This is a genomic window from Agaribacillus sp. DX54 (assembly GCF_056858335.1).
Genome location: NZ_JBXEQE010000002.1, coordinates 143,956 through 160,757, shown reverse-complemented (window position 1 = coordinate 160,757; position 16,802 = coordinate 143,956). Strand labels below are relative to the sequence as shown.

15 protein-coding genes are annotated in these 16,802 nt (G+C 40.5%); 11 read left to right on the top strand and 4 right to left on the bottom strand.

Annotated features, from left to right (window positions below; all coding sequences use genetic code 11):
- Positions 1-30: 30 nt before the first annotated feature.
- Positions 31-1,368, bottom strand: coding sequence for a saccharopine dehydrogenase family protein (locus AC04NP_RS03255; RefSeq protein ID WP_482857962.1), 1,338 nt, complete (start codon positions 1,366-1,368; stop codon positions 31-33).
- 102 nt (positions 1,369-1,470) lie between these two features.
- Between AC04NP_RS03255 and AC04NP_RS03250 the strand changes: the two genes are divergently transcribed.
- The 11 genes from AC04NP_RS03250 (at position 1,471) to AC04NP_RS03200 (ending at position 14,578) form a co-directional block, all read left to right on the top strand.
- Positions 1,471-1,959, top strand: a complete 489-nt coding sequence (locus tag AC04NP_RS03250; protein WP_482857960.1) for a cytidine deaminase — start codon at positions 1,471-1,473, stop codon at positions 1,957-1,959.
- A 405-nt stretch (positions 1,960-2,364) separates the two neighbouring features.
- Positions 2,365-3,189: a CheR family methyltransferase gene (locus AC04NP_RS03245; RefSeq protein ID WP_482857958.1), complete on the top strand. Its 825-nt coding sequence runs from the start codon at positions 2,365-2,367 to the stop codon at positions 3,187-3,189.
- A 27-nt stretch (positions 3,190-3,216) separates the two neighbouring features.
- Positions 3,217-3,810: a chemotaxis protein CheB gene (locus AC04NP_RS03240; protein WP_482857956.1), complete on the top strand. Its 594-nt coding sequence runs from the start codon at positions 3,217-3,219 to the stop codon at positions 3,808-3,810.
- 2 nt (positions 3,811-3,812) lie between these two features.
- Positions 3,813-4,688, top strand: coding sequence for a GAF domain-containing protein (locus tag AC04NP_RS03235; RefSeq protein WP_482857955.1), 876 nt, complete (start codon positions 3,813-3,815; stop codon positions 4,686-4,688).
- Between the two features lie 24 nt (positions 4,689-4,712).
- Positions 4,713-8,147: a PAS domain S-box protein gene (locus AC04NP_RS03230; RefSeq protein ID WP_482857954.1), complete on the top strand. Its 3,435-nt coding sequence runs from the start codon at positions 4,713-4,715 to the stop codon at positions 8,145-8,147.
- An 89-nt stretch (positions 8,148-8,236) separates the two neighbouring features.
- A complete protein-coding gene (locus AC04NP_RS03225) occupies positions 8,237-8,782 on the top strand; it encodes a SiaB family protein kinase (RefSeq protein ID WP_482857952.1) in 546 nt (181 codons plus the stop codon).
- A gap of 48 nt (positions 8,783-8,830) precedes the next feature.
- Complete coding sequence (locus AC04NP_RS03220; protein WP_482857951.1) at positions 8,831-9,193, top strand: DUF1987 domain-containing protein; 363 nt, start codon at positions 8,831-8,833, stop codon at positions 9,191-9,193.
- Positions 9,194-9,328: 135 nt separating this feature from the next.
- Positions 9,329-12,415, top strand: coding sequence for an ATP-binding cassette domain-containing protein (locus AC04NP_RS03215; RefSeq protein WP_482857949.1), 3,087 nt, complete (start codon positions 9,329-9,331; stop codon positions 12,413-12,415).
- 110 nt (positions 12,416-12,525) lie between these two features.
- Positions 12,526-13,422 carry a hypothetical protein gene (locus tag AC04NP_RS03210; protein WP_482857948.1) on the top strand — a complete coding sequence of 299 codons (897 nt, stop codon included), beginning with the start codon at positions 12,526-12,528 and terminating at the stop codon, positions 13,420-13,422.
- A gap of 13 nt (positions 13,423-13,435) precedes the next feature.
- Positions 13,436-13,867: a hypothetical protein gene (locus tag AC04NP_RS03205; RefSeq protein WP_482857947.1), complete on the top strand. Its 432-nt coding sequence runs from the start codon at positions 13,436-13,438 to the stop codon at positions 13,865-13,867.
- Positions 13,868-13,936: 69 nt separating this feature from the next.
- Positions 13,937-14,578 carry an alpha/beta hydrolase gene (locus AC04NP_RS03200; RefSeq protein ID WP_482857946.1) on the top strand — a complete coding sequence of 214 codons (642 nt, stop codon included), beginning with the start codon at positions 13,937-13,939 and terminating at the stop codon, positions 14,576-14,578.
- Here AC04NP_RS03200 and AC04NP_RS03195 read toward each other — a convergent pair.
- From AC04NP_RS03195 to ubiE, 3 genes are read right to left on the bottom strand one after another with little or no spacing between them, the layout of a single operon-like run.
- Complete coding sequence (locus AC04NP_RS03195) at positions 14,575-15,333, bottom strand: SDR family NAD(P)-dependent oxidoreductase (RefSeq protein WP_482857945.1); 759 nt, start codon at positions 15,331-15,333, stop codon at positions 14,575-14,577. The two genes, AC04NP_RS03200 and AC04NP_RS03195, sit on opposite strands and share 4 nt — an antisense overlap.
- A gap of 2 nt (positions 15,334-15,335) precedes the next feature.
- Entirely contained in the window at positions 15,336-16,082 is a 747-nt protein-coding gene (gene porT / locus AC04NP_RS03190; protein ID WP_482857943.1) for a type IX secretion/gliding motility protein PorT/SprT, read from the bottom strand.
- Complete coding sequence (ubiE, locus tag AC04NP_RS03185; RefSeq protein ID WP_482857941.1) at positions 16,031-16,753, bottom strand: bifunctional demethylmenaquinone methyltransferase/2-methoxy-6-polyprenyl-1,4-benzoquinol methylase UbiE; 723 nt, start codon at positions 16,751-16,753, stop codon at positions 16,031-16,033. Before ubiE ends, porT begins: the two co-directional genes overlap by 52 nt.
- Positions 16,754-16,802 lie beyond the last annotated feature (49 nt).

Below are 16,802 nucleotides of genomic sequence, written 5' to 3'. Positions count from 1 at the left end.
ATATAAACCTGTCCTGAATTGAAAACCCATTTAGGTATTGATTGCATTCTCTACAACCTTTATACCTTCCGATTCCAAAACCCTGAGGATTGGGTCATAGATTTCCTCACTGATTGGAATTTTTACACCTTTGGTAGTGATTTTGTTGTTCAGTATAAGTTCTGCAGCAATGCCTAATGGCAAACCTACAGTTTTTGCCATAGCAGTATCTTCAGCATTTTCCCCTTTTACCACCATGTATGAATGAATCTTACGCATTTTATCCCCATCCATAAAATCAAATTTATGCCACATAACAATCATATCCTTATCACCGGGTTGAATCGCCCATTTCTTTTTCAGGATGTGTTCAAGAATCTGAGCCGGTGTTCCTTCTGCAAGCCCAACCGGTTCATCATCAAACATGCCAAGCCATTTCAGCCTGAACATTTCTTCCCCTTCCAGGTCTAGATTCAGGTAATGCGCCAGTTTTAGCTCCACCGAGTCATTTGGATTGTAAGATAAAAACGAATTAATAAATTGACGATGTGTCATCTTCCCTACTCCCTCCATGTTGTAACTGTCATCGGTAGCTCCCAACTGTACAAAAACATCCCACGAACGGCAGTAGCCGGTCCGACGAAAAGTTCCGCGGTAAAGTGTTCTGATACCTTTCAATCCGTAAACATCCAGGTACTTCAGCGAATCCCTGTTGGCGTAGCCTTCAAACAGTCCATAGCCAGGAATTTCAACAATCTCCGTTCTGCGAAACAGCCGGTGGTAGGGAATATATTTAAAGCGGCCCTCCTGAATAAATTTCACGGTGCCATTGCCGGCCATTACCACATTTCTGGGATTCCAGGTAAACTTGTATTTCCAGGGATTGCTACCCTCCGATTCGGGGGCAATCAGTCCTCCTGTGAAGGTTTCGAAATTTACCAGTCGGTAACCCCGACTACGAATATTGTCTATTACCTTCATGGCCGACATGTGGTCTATTCCCGGATCCAGGCCGCATTCCATTAAAAACAGCAAGCCCTTTTGGCTTACCTCCTTTTCCAGTTCTTTGAAATCATCGGTCACGTAAGATGCCGTAATCAGGTTTTTTTCAAATTTAAGGCAACCTCGAGCCACGTGGATATGAAATGCTGCCGGTAACATGGAGATGACAATATCTGCCCCGCTTATTTCCTTTTCCTTTTGTTGTTCGTCAAAAATATCAAATTGAATTCCCTTCAAACGGGGATGGGAGGGTAGCTTATGCCGGACAAGGTTCAGGTCATAGTCCCCCACCACCAGTTCCCAGTTATTCGGATTCAACTTTTGAACCAGATATTTAATCAGCGACGCAGATGACCTTCCGGCACCCAATAATAATATTCTCTTCATTAATATTGAATTTGAGGGCCAAATTATGGCATTTAGTTTTTTACAGCAAAATATTCGGGAGAAATAAAATAGTGTTAAATTTAGCCAGCCAAATGTTGAAATATGGATAAGAGGCTAGAAATCAACATCAAAATTGAGGTAGTGGAATCTGAAAATGATTTGGATGACGCCTGGCAGTTACTTATCCAAAAAGCCAAAGAAGCAAGCTACAGCGCCTATGCGCCTTACTCCGATTTTAATGTCGGCGCAGCAGTACAATTGGACAACGACATCATAGTTACCGGAAACAACCAGGAAAATGCCGTATATCCAACCGGGCTATGTGCGGAAAGAGTAGCACTATTTGCAGCCAGCAGCCAATACCCCAAAAATGCAGTCAAACGAATGGCCATTATGGCGCAAAAAGGTAAAAAAGGAAAATTCTTACCAGCTACTCCCTGCGGCGGTTGTCGTCAGGCCATTAGTGAATACGAAACCAAGGGTAAAATTCCCATCCGGGTTTTAATGATGGGGCCCCATCATACATTATACCTTGTGAATAATAGTGACAGCCTGCTACCATTAAAGTTTTCTCCCGATAGCCTGACCTGACACGGTCGAGGTGAGGTATTCGACCGGCTTAAGATTTTCAGCCAGCCACCGCAGGAACCACCAAAAAGGAATTACAATCATCAATGTTTTACTAATGTAATAAAACCGTCTGTTTATGATTGTTTGTCAAACACACCCATAATAACTTTCAACAGTGATTAAAAACAAACAAATTATAAATTAATCTTCTTCAGGGCTCGACAACAAGCAGCTTGAATTCAAAAGATCGATTTAATATTTGAAAGAAAAGACTAGTAGCTAAATGATATCGTAACGACCGACACTGTAAGATATTCTGGCTAGATAGGGTTTTTATGACAGGATTTCAAAACTATTGAAATAAATATGTTTTGAGGGAAGGAAGACCAATAGTGATTCATTAAATGATATGACAGAAACTGTATAATGCACAACATTGAAATTACAGATTTAAAGAAGTTAACCCAGATGGTAAAAGATGCCTACGGATATGATTTCACAAATTATGCCATGTCTTCATTCAGGCGGCGTGTGAACAGAATCCTGGAGCTTTACAACTTTACCTCAGTCAGTAATTTGATAGATAAAATCAAGGTACAGCCAGCATTTGTTGAAGAAGTTGTTAACGAAATAACTGTCAACGTTACTGAAATGTTCAGGGATCCTTCTTTTTGGAGGGAGGTCAGAGACCATATAATTCCTAACATCTTACTAAACCACAAAAGTATTAATGTATGGCATGCCGGATGTTCTTCAGGTGAAGAGGTTTTTTCAATGGCTATTTTATTAAGGGAAATGGGAATATCTGACAAGGTAAAATTAATAGCAACGGATTTGGACAATTCCATATTGAATAAAGCCAAAAAGGCGACCATTCCAATAAAAAACATGGAATTGAATGAAAAAAACTATATAAGGTTTCAAGGCTCGGCGTCTTTATCAAAATACTATAAAGAGCAGAATGGTCATGCGGTTCTGAATCCTGCTTTGGTCGAAAATGTATCATTCAGAAAACACGACCTCGTACAGGGTGGAATTTTTAATAAGTTCGACCTCGTACTGTGCCGGAATGTAATGATCTATTTTAATCAAAATTTGCAAAACGATGTGCTTAAAAAGCTGCACGAAAGTTTATTTAAGTATGGGTATCTTATTATAGGATCTAAAGAGTCACTTATCTGGTGTGAAATAGCCAATAAATTCATTGTAGTAAACAATGAAGAAAAGATTTATAAAAAGATCAGGGAATAAGTATTGTAAAGTAGTTGAAGGTTAGGAATGAGTAAATACAAATTAGACAATACTTACAGAGCGATTGTACTGGGTGGGTCAGCAGGGAGCTTTCAGGGCATAACTAAGATTTTGTCCAGCATCCCTGATAACTTCGAACTCCCTGTTATCATGTGCCTCCATCGGCTTAAACACGTGAGAAACGGATTTGTAGAGGCATTGTCGATTAAAAGTACAAAACCTGTGACCGAACCTTATGACAAAGAAAAACTAAAAAGAGGAAAAGTGTATTTAGCACCGTCAAATTATCATTTATCTATAGAACTGGGCAATAATTTTGCCTTGAGTACCGAGGATATGGTCAATAATTCAAGACCCTCTATAGATATTACACTTGAAACGGCCGCGTACAACTATAAACGCCGATTAATCGGCATCCTGTTATCCGGGGCCAATAAAGACGGCGCCCTGGGAATGAAGGCTATAAAGGAAAGAGGGGGGCTAACCATTGTACAGGATCCTAATGAATGCATGATCAAAACCATGCCAGAGTCTGCGCTGGAAGCGACTAAGATAGATTATGTCCTGAAAATAAAGGAAATCATCGAATTTTTAATTGAATTAGACAAAAATTATAAATGAGTATGAAGGTGTCAGTGAAAAGAACCGGAACAATATTTACCATCCTCTTTGTTGTGGGGATATTGGTTACAGCCTGGATGCTATATCAACTGCCAGAAAACTTAGTTTACCGGGCGACTGTTATTGACCTGAAGGAGCTTGAGGTCATCCAGCCTATTCTCAACGAGTTAAACATAGTGGTAGCATCGGTCTTTATGCTGGGGCTGCTGGCCATTATTACTTTCCTGCTTAACCATAGAACAGCAGACATTCAAAACGAAACCCTTCCCGAACAGCAGAAAGAATCCCGGGAACAAACCGAAAAAGTGGAGAACGAGGAGGAGGTTGAGGAAATTTTCCAGGGAGCGGATTTGGATCAGATTAACCTTATGCTGGCTGAAAAAGAGGATAACAAACAAAAACTCAATAATGTACTCAACAAGATTTGTAATCATATTGAAGCAGTTCAGGGGGCGCTGTATGTTGTTACCAAAGAAAAAAACATTAAATACATCGAGTTAATGGCCGCATATGCCTACCACAAACCGGAAAGTGAAGAAATAAGATATGAATTTGGTGAAGGCCTGGCAGGGCAGGTAGCCAAGGAAGGAAAACTGGTCAATATAAACGAGGTGCCGGAAGGCTACATTAAGGTAATTTCCGGCCTGGGTGATACGACACCCAACAACTTGTTGATTGTACCCCTGAAAAAAGGCAACACAGTAATCGGGGTAGTGGAGATAGCCTCTTTCAAAGCCTTCAGAAAGGGTGACATTGCTTATCTGGAACAGGTATTTAGCCTTGCTGCTGAAAAAACGATGGTTAAATCGGCTGAGAATAAGAACAAGACTACAAAAAAGACAGCCACTACCGACGAGGCTGAAAATCAGACTAAATGAAAATGGATATAAGATAATTGGCTTATGTTTAAAAACATCAATATAGGAAGTAAGGTTACAAGTTTGCTGGTAAGCCTGGTGTTACTCACCATCGTCGCAGTAAGCCTGGTAAACTACAACTTAAGTAAAAAAGCCATGGAAACAAGATCGATTGAGATTTTGAATACCCTGGCTGACATGAAGGTTAAAGAGGTTACCCATTTTTTTGAGCAAATAAGCTCAGACGTACAAGTCGTCCAAAACCAAAATGTTATCAAAGAAAATATTGGGCTGTTAAACAGTTTTGAAGGAATTTCCGGGGATAGCATTAAAACGATTGTCACACAAAACTTATCCGACAAATTCGCGGGATTTGCAAAGACACTGGCTTACAAAAATCTTTATATCACCAACAAGGAAGGTAACATTCTGTATACCACCGATGCCGCTAAAAGTGCCGGTGATGCATTTTACGATAATGTGGGCGGTACGATTGGAGAATCGAAAAATACGCTTTATTTCTCCAGGGTCTTTCCCGAAAACAACAATCATTACCTGCTTACCGGTGCGCCACTGAAAGATGACTCCGGCGTTTTAGGAGGATTGCTGCTCATCAAAATAAATATGGGCTCGTTGTACAGTATAGCGAGCGATACCACAGGAATGGGGCAAACCGGCGAAGTCCAATTAGTGAAGCAGTTTGAAGATCAAAAATTCTATAATTTGGGTCCACTAAGGCTGAAAGAAAATGCCGTGCTCAGCCTGGCTCTGGAAACCGGTCATAAAGATCACCCCATAAGACTGGCGAGTCAGGGTGAAAGCGGTATAAAATATAGCCAGGACTATAGAGGAAACAGCACCCTGACTGCCTGGAGGCATATCCCTCTGGCAGGTTGGGGGTTGATCGTGAAGATGGACAGAAGCGAAATCCATGGTCTGAAAGGTGGCCTTTTCCTTAATTTTCTTATTTCCGGATTTGCTATTTTGTTGTTGGCAGTGGTGATCGGTATCATCTTTTCCAAGATGTTAATCAATCCTATTCTCTCCCTGAAAGCCACCCTGGCCAAGTTAAGCAAGGGGGTACTTCCCGATAAGGTAGCTAAATCCAGCAATGACGAAATCGGACAAATGGCCGAAATCACAAACGATTTGGTACAGTCGTTGAAAAGAACTGCCAACTTCGCCCATAAAATCGGTGATGGTGACTTTGATGCGGATTTTGAGCCTTTAAGTGACCAGGATAACCTTGGCAATGCGCTGATCAATATGCGCGATAGTATTCAGAATGCTGAAAAACGAGATACGGAACGTAACTGGATCGTGACCGGGGTAGCCGAAATTGGAGAAATACTCAGGGAACATAATGAGCTCGGCCCTTTAGGAGATGAAGTGGTGGCTTACATCACAGATAAAATCGATGCCATTCAGGGCGCGTTTTACGTAACCAATAACGAAAATGAGGACGATGTTTTCATCGAAATGACTGCCAGCTATGCATACAATAAAAAGAAAAACTTAAAGGCAACATTTAAATTTGCCGAAGGACTGGTAGGCCAGTCAGCCATTGAGCAGGCAACAATCCTGAGAACAGAAATTCCTTATGATTACGTGTCTGTTACTTCGGGTATTCTGGGAGATCAAAGACCTGAGGCCATCCTGATTGTGCCACTTATCACCAACGAGGAGGTATATGGCGTACTGGAATTTGCCGGATTTAAAAAATTCAGCCCAACACATGTTAAATTTGTGGAAGAAATAAGTGTTATTATCGCCAGAACCATTTTTAACATCAAGGTAAATGAACGAACCAGAAAGCTGTTGGAAGACTCACAACAGATGAGTAAGGAACTTCAAATCCAACAAGGTGAGCTACGGCAAAATGCAGAGGAAATGGCGGCGACACAGGATGAACTGCGAAATACAAACCAGAGACTGGAAGACCAGATTGAAGAAGTGAACCGGACGCAAAAACGTATGCAGTTGTTACTGGAAAATGCCTCTGAGGTAATTACCATTTATGAAGAGGATGAAAACATCCGGTACATCAGTCCTTCGGTAGAAAATATCCTGGGTTATTCACAAACCGAAATGATTGGTCAAAAAGACCTCAAAAATATTCATCCGGAAGGATTAGAACACTTCCACGCCATGTTCAAACAACTACTGGATAATCCGTTTAACCCGGTTACCATTCAATACAAGTACAAAACAAAAGAGGCGGATTATATCTGGCTGGAAGCTACGGGAACCAATAAGCTGTCAGACCCTGCTATCCAGGGGATCATTGTTAATTCAAGGGACATCACCGAAAGGCGAAGGGCCGAGGAGGAGCAAAGAATGCGAAGTAAAATGCAGGCACTTTCTGAAAATTCCCCTGACCTGATCACAAGATTGGAAGGAAACGGATCGGTTTCATACATTAACCCGATGATAGAAACCTATGCCGGCGGAAAAGCGGAGCAGTTTCTCAATAAGAAAGTGGACAAACTTAATCTCAATGATTCCATCACCAGGCAATGGGCTGATATACTGAAAGACGTTACGAAACAAAATTCAAAGGTTTCAATGGAGATGGAATTTCCCTCGGTAATGGGCGAAAGAATTATGCAGGTAAATGCAATCCCGGAGTATGACGAACAGGAAAAAATCGAGTCGGTGCTGGTTGTATCGCATGATATCACGGAAAGAAAGCTGATCGAGCTGGAAATCCAGTCCAAAAATAAGAAAATCAATGACAGTATCAATTACGCCAAACGTATTCAGGGAGCCATATTACCTAACACGGCCATTATCAATCAGGTATTCAAAGAATCTTTCATCCTCTATAAACCCAGGGATGTTGTCAGTGGTGATTTTCCGTGGTTTATGCAGGTGGGCGATGACATTTATATTGCGGCAGTCGATTGTACCGGACATGGTGTGCCCGGAGCATTGATATCATTGATAGGATATTTCTTGCTGAACGATATTATCAGGAGCAGGAAAGTGGCTGATCCGGGAAAAATCCTTGATCTTTTAGATGATGGAGTGACTAAAACCTTACGTCAGGATCAGGACGACTCAAGATCGAAAGACGGCATGGATATCGCACTTTGCAAGGTCAACCTGAAAAAGAATGAAGTTGAATTTGCAGGGGCTCACAGGCCACTGTACTTTATGGAAAAAGGAAAAATGGTAGAGGTGAAAGGTAACAAATTTGCTATCGGAGGAGGCCGGTACAGGAACCAGACTAACTTTACAACAGTTAAAATAAAAGTAAGCAAGGGAGATTCAATATATTTTTGTTCAGACGGTTATCCCGATCAGTTTGGCGGGCCTGAAAATCGTAAATACGGTCCCAAGCGCGTTCGTGAGTTTATTGAAAAAAACCACAAAAACGGTATGCGACAGGTACATAAAACCATGGATGCGGAATGGGAAAAGTGGAAAGGTGATACAAAACAAACAGATGACGTATTGATGATAGGAATAAAATTCTAGAATTAGCTAAATTTTTCTAATATTGAAATTGAAAAGGAAAATCAAGATTATTTACTATAAAATTTGTGATATAAAATTAAAAATGTCTTATGAAGTACATATATGACTTGCATAAAACGATGCTCGCCAACAATCTGATCTTGATCTACGAAGGTGAGTTCACCCAGGAGATTACCAAATCCGTACTTGCGATGGCTGAAAGGAACATGGACTCAATGGGTGAAGAGTCTAACATTAAACGCAAGGTGTTTAATGTGATGGTAGAATGTCTACAGAACATTGTTAAGCACAGTGATGAGGTAGATGACCAGGACAGTGACCAGCCTACGGCGATCTTTATGATTGGAAAAAGCAATGGGGATTACATTGTGACAACGGGCAATCCGATTAAAAATGAAAATGTCGACAAAGTGAAAGGCAGATTGGATAAGATCAACGGTCTGGACAAAGATGGGTTAAAGCAACTTTATAAAGAAATTATAAAGGGAACGGAAATTTCTGATAAAGGTGGGGCCGGATTAGGCTTTGTGGACATGGCTCGTAAATCGGGTAACAGTCTTGACTACGCATTTGAGCAAATGAATGATAAATATTCATTCTTTTCTTTAAAGTCTACTATTTCCGGGCAAATGTAGTTTTTTTGAAAGTTATTGATTAATTAGACTTATAATATTTTAAAAGATATGGAAATTTTAAATCTTGAAGGAACTGAGGATACCCCGAAAATTATGTTGGACAAGGGGAATGGCATTTTTGAAATCTCTGGAAGATCATTGCCTGAGGATACTGCAGAATTCTATCAACCTATTTTGGAATGGCTGGAAGTTTACGCTCAAAACCATAACGACAAAACTGAATTCGTTTTTAAACTGGAATACTTTAACACGGCCTCTTCCAAGTTAATACTGGATGTTTTATCCGCTTTGGAAGATATCGATGGCACCTCGGTACTTTGGTATTTTCGTGAAGATGATGAAGATATGGAAGAAGCCGGAGAAGAATTTTCAGAATTAGTTGAAATACCCTTCGAATTTAAAACTTACTAAACCACCTCCCCAAACTGTAATTTAAATAACGCCCTGTTAACTTATTTGCCAATAAAAAAAATCGGCTGAGATACCTTTGTGTCTTTTGGCTGGTAATATATCATACTTTTTAGTCAAAGACACTTGATCTAAGTTATGAGTGAAGAAATATTAAAGGCCTTAACACAATTATTCGCAATCATTACCAAGCAGGATGAAGGTGTAACGGTAACTGAAAGAAATTTTGTCATTCGATTTTTTGAACAGGAACTGGACAGGGATTCCGTCAAGGAATATATTGAGCTTTACGATCAATATATCGGAGATAATAAAAACTCTAAAGCCAAAGGGGAGAAAAGAAAAACAAAGCTGACCTCAGTGAAGGATTCGGTCAGGATTTTAGGCATTTGCAAAAAAATCAATAAAACACTCTCTCAAAAACAAAAAATTGTTGTCTTGGTCAAAATCCTGGAACTGGTGGCCTCTGACAAAAACTTCAGCGAAAAAAGAAGGGAAATCATCAATACGGTTGCAGATGCTTTTAAGTTCGAAAAGGGAGAATACGAACTAATCCTTGACTTTGTATTAAAAGACACCAGCGAACAGCTTAACAATGACACAACCCTGATATTAAGCCATAAAACCCCTATAAAAGACAGCAAGTCAAAACATGTGCATGCCGACATGGATGGTGAAATCATATTCATCCACGTAAAAAGTGTGGAAATGTATTTCATGAAATATCTCGGAAGCGACGAAATCAATTTGAATGGTTTCATCATGAAACGCGGCCAGGCCTATCTTTTTTCACAGGGAAGCACCATTAAAACACCGTTGGGGTCGGCGTTATACTATAGTGACCTGATAAGACATTTTAGATCAGATTATACCACCAATAATATCTCATTCAACGCTAACCACCTCTTTTTCAAGTTCCCCAATGGTGAATTAGGGTTAAGAGACATCAATATTTCCGAGGGACCCGGTAAGCTTATAGGAATCATGGGAGCAAGTGGCGCCGGAAAAACAACGCTGTTGAATGTTTTGGCAGGCATTGAAAAGCCTTCGGGCGGTGAGATTCTTATTAATGGTATCAATATCCACACAGAGTCTGATAAAATCAATGGGGTAATTGGCTACATCGCGCAGGACGACCTGCTTATTGAAGAGCTGACCGTATATGAAAACCTCTATTACAATGCCAAACTTTGTTTTGATTATCTGAGTCATAACGAGCTCCACAAAAAGGTAATCGAAGTATTGGAAAACCTTGGTTTAGAGCAAAGGAAAGATCTGAAGGTAGGCAGCGTACTGGATAAAACCATCAGTGGGGGCCAGAGAAAAAGGTTGAACATCGCCCTGGAGCTTATCCGGGAACCCGCTGTCATGTTTGTTGACGAACCTACCTCAGGCTTATCATCGAGGGACTCTGAAAATGTCATCGACCTTTTAAAAGAGCTGACGCTTAAGGGTAAGTTAATTTTTGTGGTGATCCATCAGCCTTCATCAGACATTTACAAAATGTTTGATAAAATGTTTATTCTCGATACCGGCGGGTATCCGATTTTTTACGATAACCCTATCGAGGCCATCACCTACTTTAAACGGGCCTCCAAGCAGGTAGATAGCCAAAAAGGTCAATGTCCGACCTGTAGTAACGTGAACCCGGAACAGATTTTCAACATTATAGAATCCAATGTTGTCGATGAATACGGACAATTTACCAATAAAAGAAAAGTAAATCCTCAGCAGTGGAATGAGTTATTCAAAGAAAAATTTGAATTGAAAAAGATCCGGGATATAGACGAAACGCCTCCCAGGTCTTTGAACATTCCTTCAAAGCTCAAGCAGGTTGTTATTTTTACCAAACGGGACTTACTGTCAAAAATAAGCAACAAGCAATACCTGCTGATTAATTTTTTAGAAGCACCTTTTCTTGCCTTGATTCTGGCATTTCTCATTAAGTACCTCAATACCAATGACGGAAAGGATTACCTGTTCAGATTTAACGACAATATCCCGGCATTTATCATGATGAGCATTGTTGTAGCTTTGTTTATGGGACTGTCGGTAAGTGCCGAAGAAATAATCAAAGACAGAAAAATATTAAAAAGGGAGTCATTTCTGAATCTTAGCTGGAACAGCTACCTGCTTTCAAAACTGATCATATTGTTTACTTTGTCCGGTCTGCAAACCCTTTCATTTGTCCTGATCGGTCAATCCATTTTGGAAATCCAAGGCATGACCCTGAGCTATTGGTTAGTGTTGTTTTCGGTGTCGTGTTTTGCCAATATTATGGGGTTAAATGCCTCTTCGGCTTTTAAATCGGCTATTAACGTCTACATTTTAATTCCCATATTGCTTATACCACAAATGATCTTAAGTGGCTTATTGTTTAGTTTTGACAAGCTTAACAATTCCATCAGTACCAAAGGCAAAACCCCTATTGTAGCCGACCTGATGGCATCACGGTGGGCTTTTGAAGCCATAGCCGTCGACCAGTTTATCAACAATGACTACCAAAGACCTCTATACCGGCACGAGAAGGAAGAAAAACAAGCTGATTTTAAAGTAAGCTACCAGATTAAAAAACTTGAAGAAAAAGTAAGATACGTAAACGATAACCTGAATAAGGACAATGACTCTATCCGGGCTGAGGTGAAATCCGCTCTGACGGTGCTGAGAAATGAGCTGAGAAAGGAAGCATTAACTGTTCCGGTGAAGGGTTTTAATATGGAACAGGATTTATCATTCGATCACTACAAGCCTGAAACAGGAAAAAAGATCACGCAATATCTAAAAATGATCAGGGACAAAAACCTCGACCGGTTTAATCAGTCGGAAAAGAAAAAAGCCCATGAGATCAAACTAAGAGAGGAAAAGACAGACTACAATCTGAATGAATTCAAAAACCTCTACTACAATGAGAGTTTATCCGAGCTGGTACGCAACATCAATGTTGAAAACCGTATCCTGGAGCACAAGGGCAAATTATTGCAACAGATAGATCCCATTTTTCATGTCCCCGAGATGCCTGCCCATGCACTGGATTACCGGACACATTTTTACGCTCCGGAAAAACATCTCTTCAATAACCTGTTTGCTACCTATGGTTTTAATGTGGCTGTAATCTGGCTAATGTCGCTGATTTTGTATGTCACATTATACTTTGAATCATTCAAACAAATGTTCCGGTACCTGGGAAGAATCAGCTTTGTAAAATCCTCAAAATCAAAGAAATGAGACGTTTTTCAGGCATAATTAAAAAATTATTATCGGTGTAAGAAATGGAGGAAACTTCGCCTGATTAAAATAGTGGAAATTATAAATTTGCAACAAATAAAATCATTCTTATGAGAAATTTATGCTTCAGTTTGGTGGTACTTTCATTGTACGCATGCGGGCCGAACAAAGACGCTGCTGAGCAAGCCATCCTAGACAGCGTGGACTCAATAGCTGTGGAAACACCAGAGATTTCAGAGGATGTAATCGCTGACATTATTCAACAAATTCCATCACCTTTGGAAATTTCAGTGTTGTTAAAAGAGTCAGGTTCAGCATATGACTATAGCATGCTGAATCCCGATGATATGGTTTCAAACTATAACAACAACTTTAGCAAAGCCTTGAATCTGGGTATTTATGGAACCGATCTCGGTTATACCAATATTTACAAAGAAAATCAGGACGCCCTGGGTTATATCGGTTCTATCAGGGATTTGGCAGACGGACTGAACATTGGACAGTTCTTTGACTTTAACACGATCAGAAAGCTGGCAACCAATAGCAATAATCTTGACTCATTACTGCTTATCACCACCAAAAACTTCAATAAAATCAATACATACCTTCAGGATCAGAAAAGATCCAATCTGAGCATTTTGTTACTAACCGGTGGCTGGCTCGAAGCCCTGCATATTACCTGCCAGGTGTACAAGAAAAATCCTGATAATGTGGTATTGAAAGAAAAAATCGGTGAACAAAAAATCATATTAGAACAAATTCAATTACTTTTGTCTCTGTATGAAAGCGATCCGGATATCAAAAATCTCAGTGCCCAGTTAAAAGATTTACAAGGAGTATTCGATCAGATTGAAATAACGACCACCTACGCTGAGTCTACTTTCCAGGAGGTGGATGGGGTATTGATGATTGTTGATAACAGTACCAGCAGTATTAATATAACGGATCAGAATGTAGCGGACATTACCAGTATCACAGCCGCCATTAGAAATAACATAATAAACTAATTGAGAGCTCTTTATGAAAAAGATTATTTTTACCATAAGCTTTTTATCGTTACTTACCTTGGTAGCGCCGTCCGCCTTTGCTCAATGTGATGCTGATGAATATGCAGAAGCATGCATTCCAAAGCTAAAAGACGGCTTCAATTTCGTGAAAAGCTACTCCGTTGATGGAGAAGGTGGCAGCAAAGCAAAAGTTGAGTATTCCTATGTATTTGCAAAAGGGACGCAATATTTTATCAATATATGCAGTGGAGGAGAGGAAACCGACGGCATTGTGGTAAGCCTTTATGATTCAACCCGAAAACTAGTTTCAACCAGTGATGCCAACGGTAAACTTTACAGCGCCATTGGATATCCCTGTAATGCTACGGGCATTTATTATATACAATTTACATTTAAAGGCTCAGCCAACCATTGTGGAGGTGCGGTCCTGGGCTTTAAGCGATAAAACAAAAAAAGACAACATTATTTAAGCAGTCTTTCAGTAAAGGGCTGCTTTTTTGTTTATTTTCGGGTCATGAATGAAGTACATCTGGATTTCAGCTTCAAGGCCCGCTATTATCAGTTAGGCGCTGTAAATAAACAAACTGAAAATGTCTGGTTTGTTTGTCACGGGTATGGACAACTGGCTGGTTATTTCATTAAAAATTTTGAGGTATTGAACAATAAAAGGCATTGTGTGGTGGCGCCGGAAGGGCTGTCAAAGTTCTATCTGAATGGATTTGCAGGACGGGTGGGAGCCACCTGGATGACTAAAGAAGACCGCCTGATTGACATCGAAAATTACATCAATTATCTGAACACAGTGTATGCAGAAGTAATTGGTGAAAGAAAGGATCTGCATATCACTTTACTGGGGTTTTCTCAGGGTGTAGCCACTGTTTCCAGATGGGCCAATGAGCAGGGTCTTTGCTACCACCGGCTGATATGGTGGGCCGGGGTAATTCCTCCGGATTTGAATATCGATCTGGCCAGGGAAAAATTCAGTCAGGCAGACACAGTGATTGTTTATGGCAATGAGGATCCCTACATCGGACCGGAGCAATTGGAAGAACAGCACCGTCAACTTGAAAGACTTTCTATCCATCCAAAGATGATAACATTTGAGGGAAAGCATGTCATCGATGACAATACCCTGCTGAAAATCAGCACTATCTAATCATCGTTCCTGGCCACAATCGTAGCCGAGGCCTGTGCCGTTGGAAAGACAATCAGGTCGCTTATGTTGACATGAGATGGCCTGGTAAGTACGAACAGGACAACTTCTGCAATATCCTCACCCTTCAGGGGTTCCATGCCCCTGTATACGTTTTTTGCCTTGGTTTTGTCCCCTTTGAATCTGACCTCCGAAAATTCGGTTGCTACCAGTCCCGGGTTTATCGCGGTAACTTTTATTCCTGACCCATTTAAATCAATTAACATACTCTTATTAAGAGCATCGACGGCAAACTTGGAGGCACAATAAACATTTCCTCCTGCATAGGCCTCCTTTCCGGCTATGGACCCGATGTTGATGATGTGTCCCTGTTTTTGGTCGACCATCATGGGAATAACTGATCGCGATACATATAAGAGACCTTTCACATTGATGTCGATCATGGCCTCCCAGTCATCTATGTCCCCTTGCTGAATAGGACTTAAGCCATGGGCATTGCCGGCATTATTAATCAATACGTCAATTGGTTTCCATGAATCAGGTATCGATGCAATCATCCGGGTTGTCAGTTCCCTGTCCCTTACATCGAATGACAGGGTTAATACTTTTGTATCGGGTTCAAGTTTCCGGGCAAGCTCATTCAGTTTTTGTTCCCTTCGTCCACAAAGTATGAGGTTATAGTTATTGGATGCCAGCAATTCAGCACAGGCTTTGCCGATACCACTGGTGGCACCGGTAATCAAGGCGGTTTTATTCATGGTTAATCTCCGAATTGTAAGTACAATGTCACAGCATTAAGTGTAAGGCTCCTTACCCCTTCTGTATTGGCGGTATCATTAGGGCTCAACATATTGTTAATACCCCGGGAAAACCTTATTTCAGGTGAAAATCTAAATAATGGGTAGTACAAATCCAAACCAAATCCAAACTCAATGAACAAAGACTCATCTTCTACAATGATTCGCTCCTCAAGTTCTTCTTCCCTGGTACTGCCTGATACTCTTATACCGGGGGTAATTCCCCCTACCAGGTACATTCTTGTGTTACCTCTTCTGACGGATTTGTATTTGAAAAGCAATGGTATTTCCACCCTGCTTAAATCGGTGTTAGCAATGAAGGGCTCCCTGTCAGGGTCTGTATATACAATTTCGATTTCATTTTGATAAAACCCCACCCGCGGTGCAACCCGGAAGTCCAGATATTGTGCCAGTTTAAAATTCGCGATGAGGCCTAGAGAAAAGCCAAACTTGTTAAACGCATTGATCGATTGAACACTGTCAAACGCCGGGGTTGTAAAAACATCATCGTATTTTAACTTGAAATTGGAGTTAAAAATACCTATCGCAAATCCGTACTTAATCTTCTTGCTGTCTGAGTTAGGCAGGTTGACTTCACCCTGTAATTGCGCAAAAGTGTACTGGCCCGACGCCGCAAAGATGGCCGCAGCCGCAATTACTACTTTTGCCCAAGATAAATCGAACTTATACCAAAAGTCAAAGGTCTGCATGCTGTGTTTTTATAACCTGTTTTTTTTAGTGCCTCCAGAAACTTATCTCCATAAGGGAAGGCCTGAACCGATTCGGGAAGATATGAGTACGCTGCATTGTCCTTTGAAATAATTTTACCTATTAAAGGTAAAATATATTTAAAGTAAAAATTGTATAACTGCTTAAAGGGAAAAACGGTGGGTTTTGAAAACTCTACAATCACTGTAGTTCCACCTGGTTTTAATACCCTGTACATATCCTCCAGTCCTTTTTCCAGATTTTCAAAGTTCCTGACACCAAATGAAACGATGATAGCATCAAACTTATTATCAGAAAACAAAAGCTTTTCGGAATCACCGGTCTGTAATTCGATTTTGTCCTGCAATCCCATTTTTGCTATTTTCTTCCTCCCCACTGCCAACATGCCTTCTGATATGTCTACACCAATGACTTTTTGGGGGTTCAAGGCAAGGGCTTCTATAGCGAAATCTGCCGTACCCGTGGCAATATCAAGTATTAGTTGAGGCTTATAGGGTTTCAACATTTTGATCGCCTTTTTTCGCCAGATAATATCCACACCGAAACTCAGCAGGTGATTGAGCATGTCATAGCGCCTGCTGATATTGTTAAACATCCTGGCAACCTGCTCTTTTTTTCCAAGCTGCTCCTCTTTATAGGGTAAAACCGACATAACCGCTTTCGTATGATTTTGCTGTTCGCAAAAATAGTAACAAATATGT

What these genes read in the sequence shown, in the direction of transcription:
- AC04NP_RS03255 (WP_482857962.1), bottom strand. Translation starts at nt 1,368, where the DNA reads ATGAAGAGAATATTATTATTGGGTGCCGGAAGGTCATCTGCGTCGCTG.
- AC04NP_RS03250 (WP_482857960.1), top strand. Translation starts at nt 1,471, where the DNA reads ATGGATAAGAGGCTAGAAATCAACATCAAAATTGAGGTAGTGGAATCT.
- AC04NP_RS03245 (WP_482857958.1), top strand. Translation starts at nt 2,365, where the DNA reads ATGCACAACATTGAAATTACAGATTTAAAGAAGTTAACCCAGATGGTA.
- AC04NP_RS03240 (WP_482857956.1), top strand. Translation starts at nt 3,217, where the DNA reads ATGAGTAAATACAAATTAGACAATACTTACAGAGCGATTGTACTGGGT.
- AC04NP_RS03235 (WP_482857955.1), top strand. Translation starts at nt 3,813, where the DNA reads ATGAAGGTGTCAGTGAAAAGAACCGGAACAATATTTACCATCCTCTTT.
- AC04NP_RS03230 (WP_482857954.1), top strand. Translation starts at nt 4,713, where the DNA reads ATGTTTAAAAACATCAATATAGGAAGTAAGGTTACAAGTTTGCTGGTA.
- AC04NP_RS03225 (WP_482857952.1), top strand. Translation starts at nt 8,237, where the DNA reads ATGAAGTACATATATGACTTGCATAAAACGATGCTCGCCAACAATCTG.
- AC04NP_RS03220 (WP_482857951.1), top strand. Translation starts at nt 8,831, where the DNA reads ATGGAAATTTTAAATCTTGAAGGAACTGAGGATACCCCGAAAATTATG.
- AC04NP_RS03215 (WP_482857949.1), top strand. Translation starts at nt 9,329, where the DNA reads ATGAGTGAAGAAATATTAAAGGCCTTAACACAATTATTCGCAATCATT.
- AC04NP_RS03210 (WP_482857948.1), top strand. Translation starts at nt 12,526, where the DNA reads ATGAGAAATTTATGCTTCAGTTTGGTGGTACTTTCATTGTACGCATGC.
- AC04NP_RS03205 (WP_482857947.1), top strand. Translation starts at nt 13,436, where the DNA reads ATGAAAAAGATTATTTTTACCATAAGCTTTTTATCGTTACTTACCTTG.
- AC04NP_RS03200 (WP_482857946.1), top strand. Translation starts at nt 13,937, where the DNA reads ATGAATGAAGTACATCTGGATTTCAGCTTCAAGGCCCGCTATTATCAG.
- AC04NP_RS03195 (WP_482857945.1), bottom strand. Translation starts at nt 15,333, where the DNA reads ATGAATAAAACCGCCTTGATTACCGGTGCCACCAGTGGTATCGGCAAA.
- porT (WP_482857943.1), bottom strand. Translation starts at nt 16,082, where the DNA reads ATGCAGACCTTTGACTTTTGGTATAAGTTCGATTTATCTTGGGCAAAA.
- ubiE (WP_482857941.1), bottom strand. Translation starts at nt 16,753, where the DNA reads ATGTCGGTTTTACCCTATAAAGAGGAGCAGCTTGGAAAAAAAGAGCAG.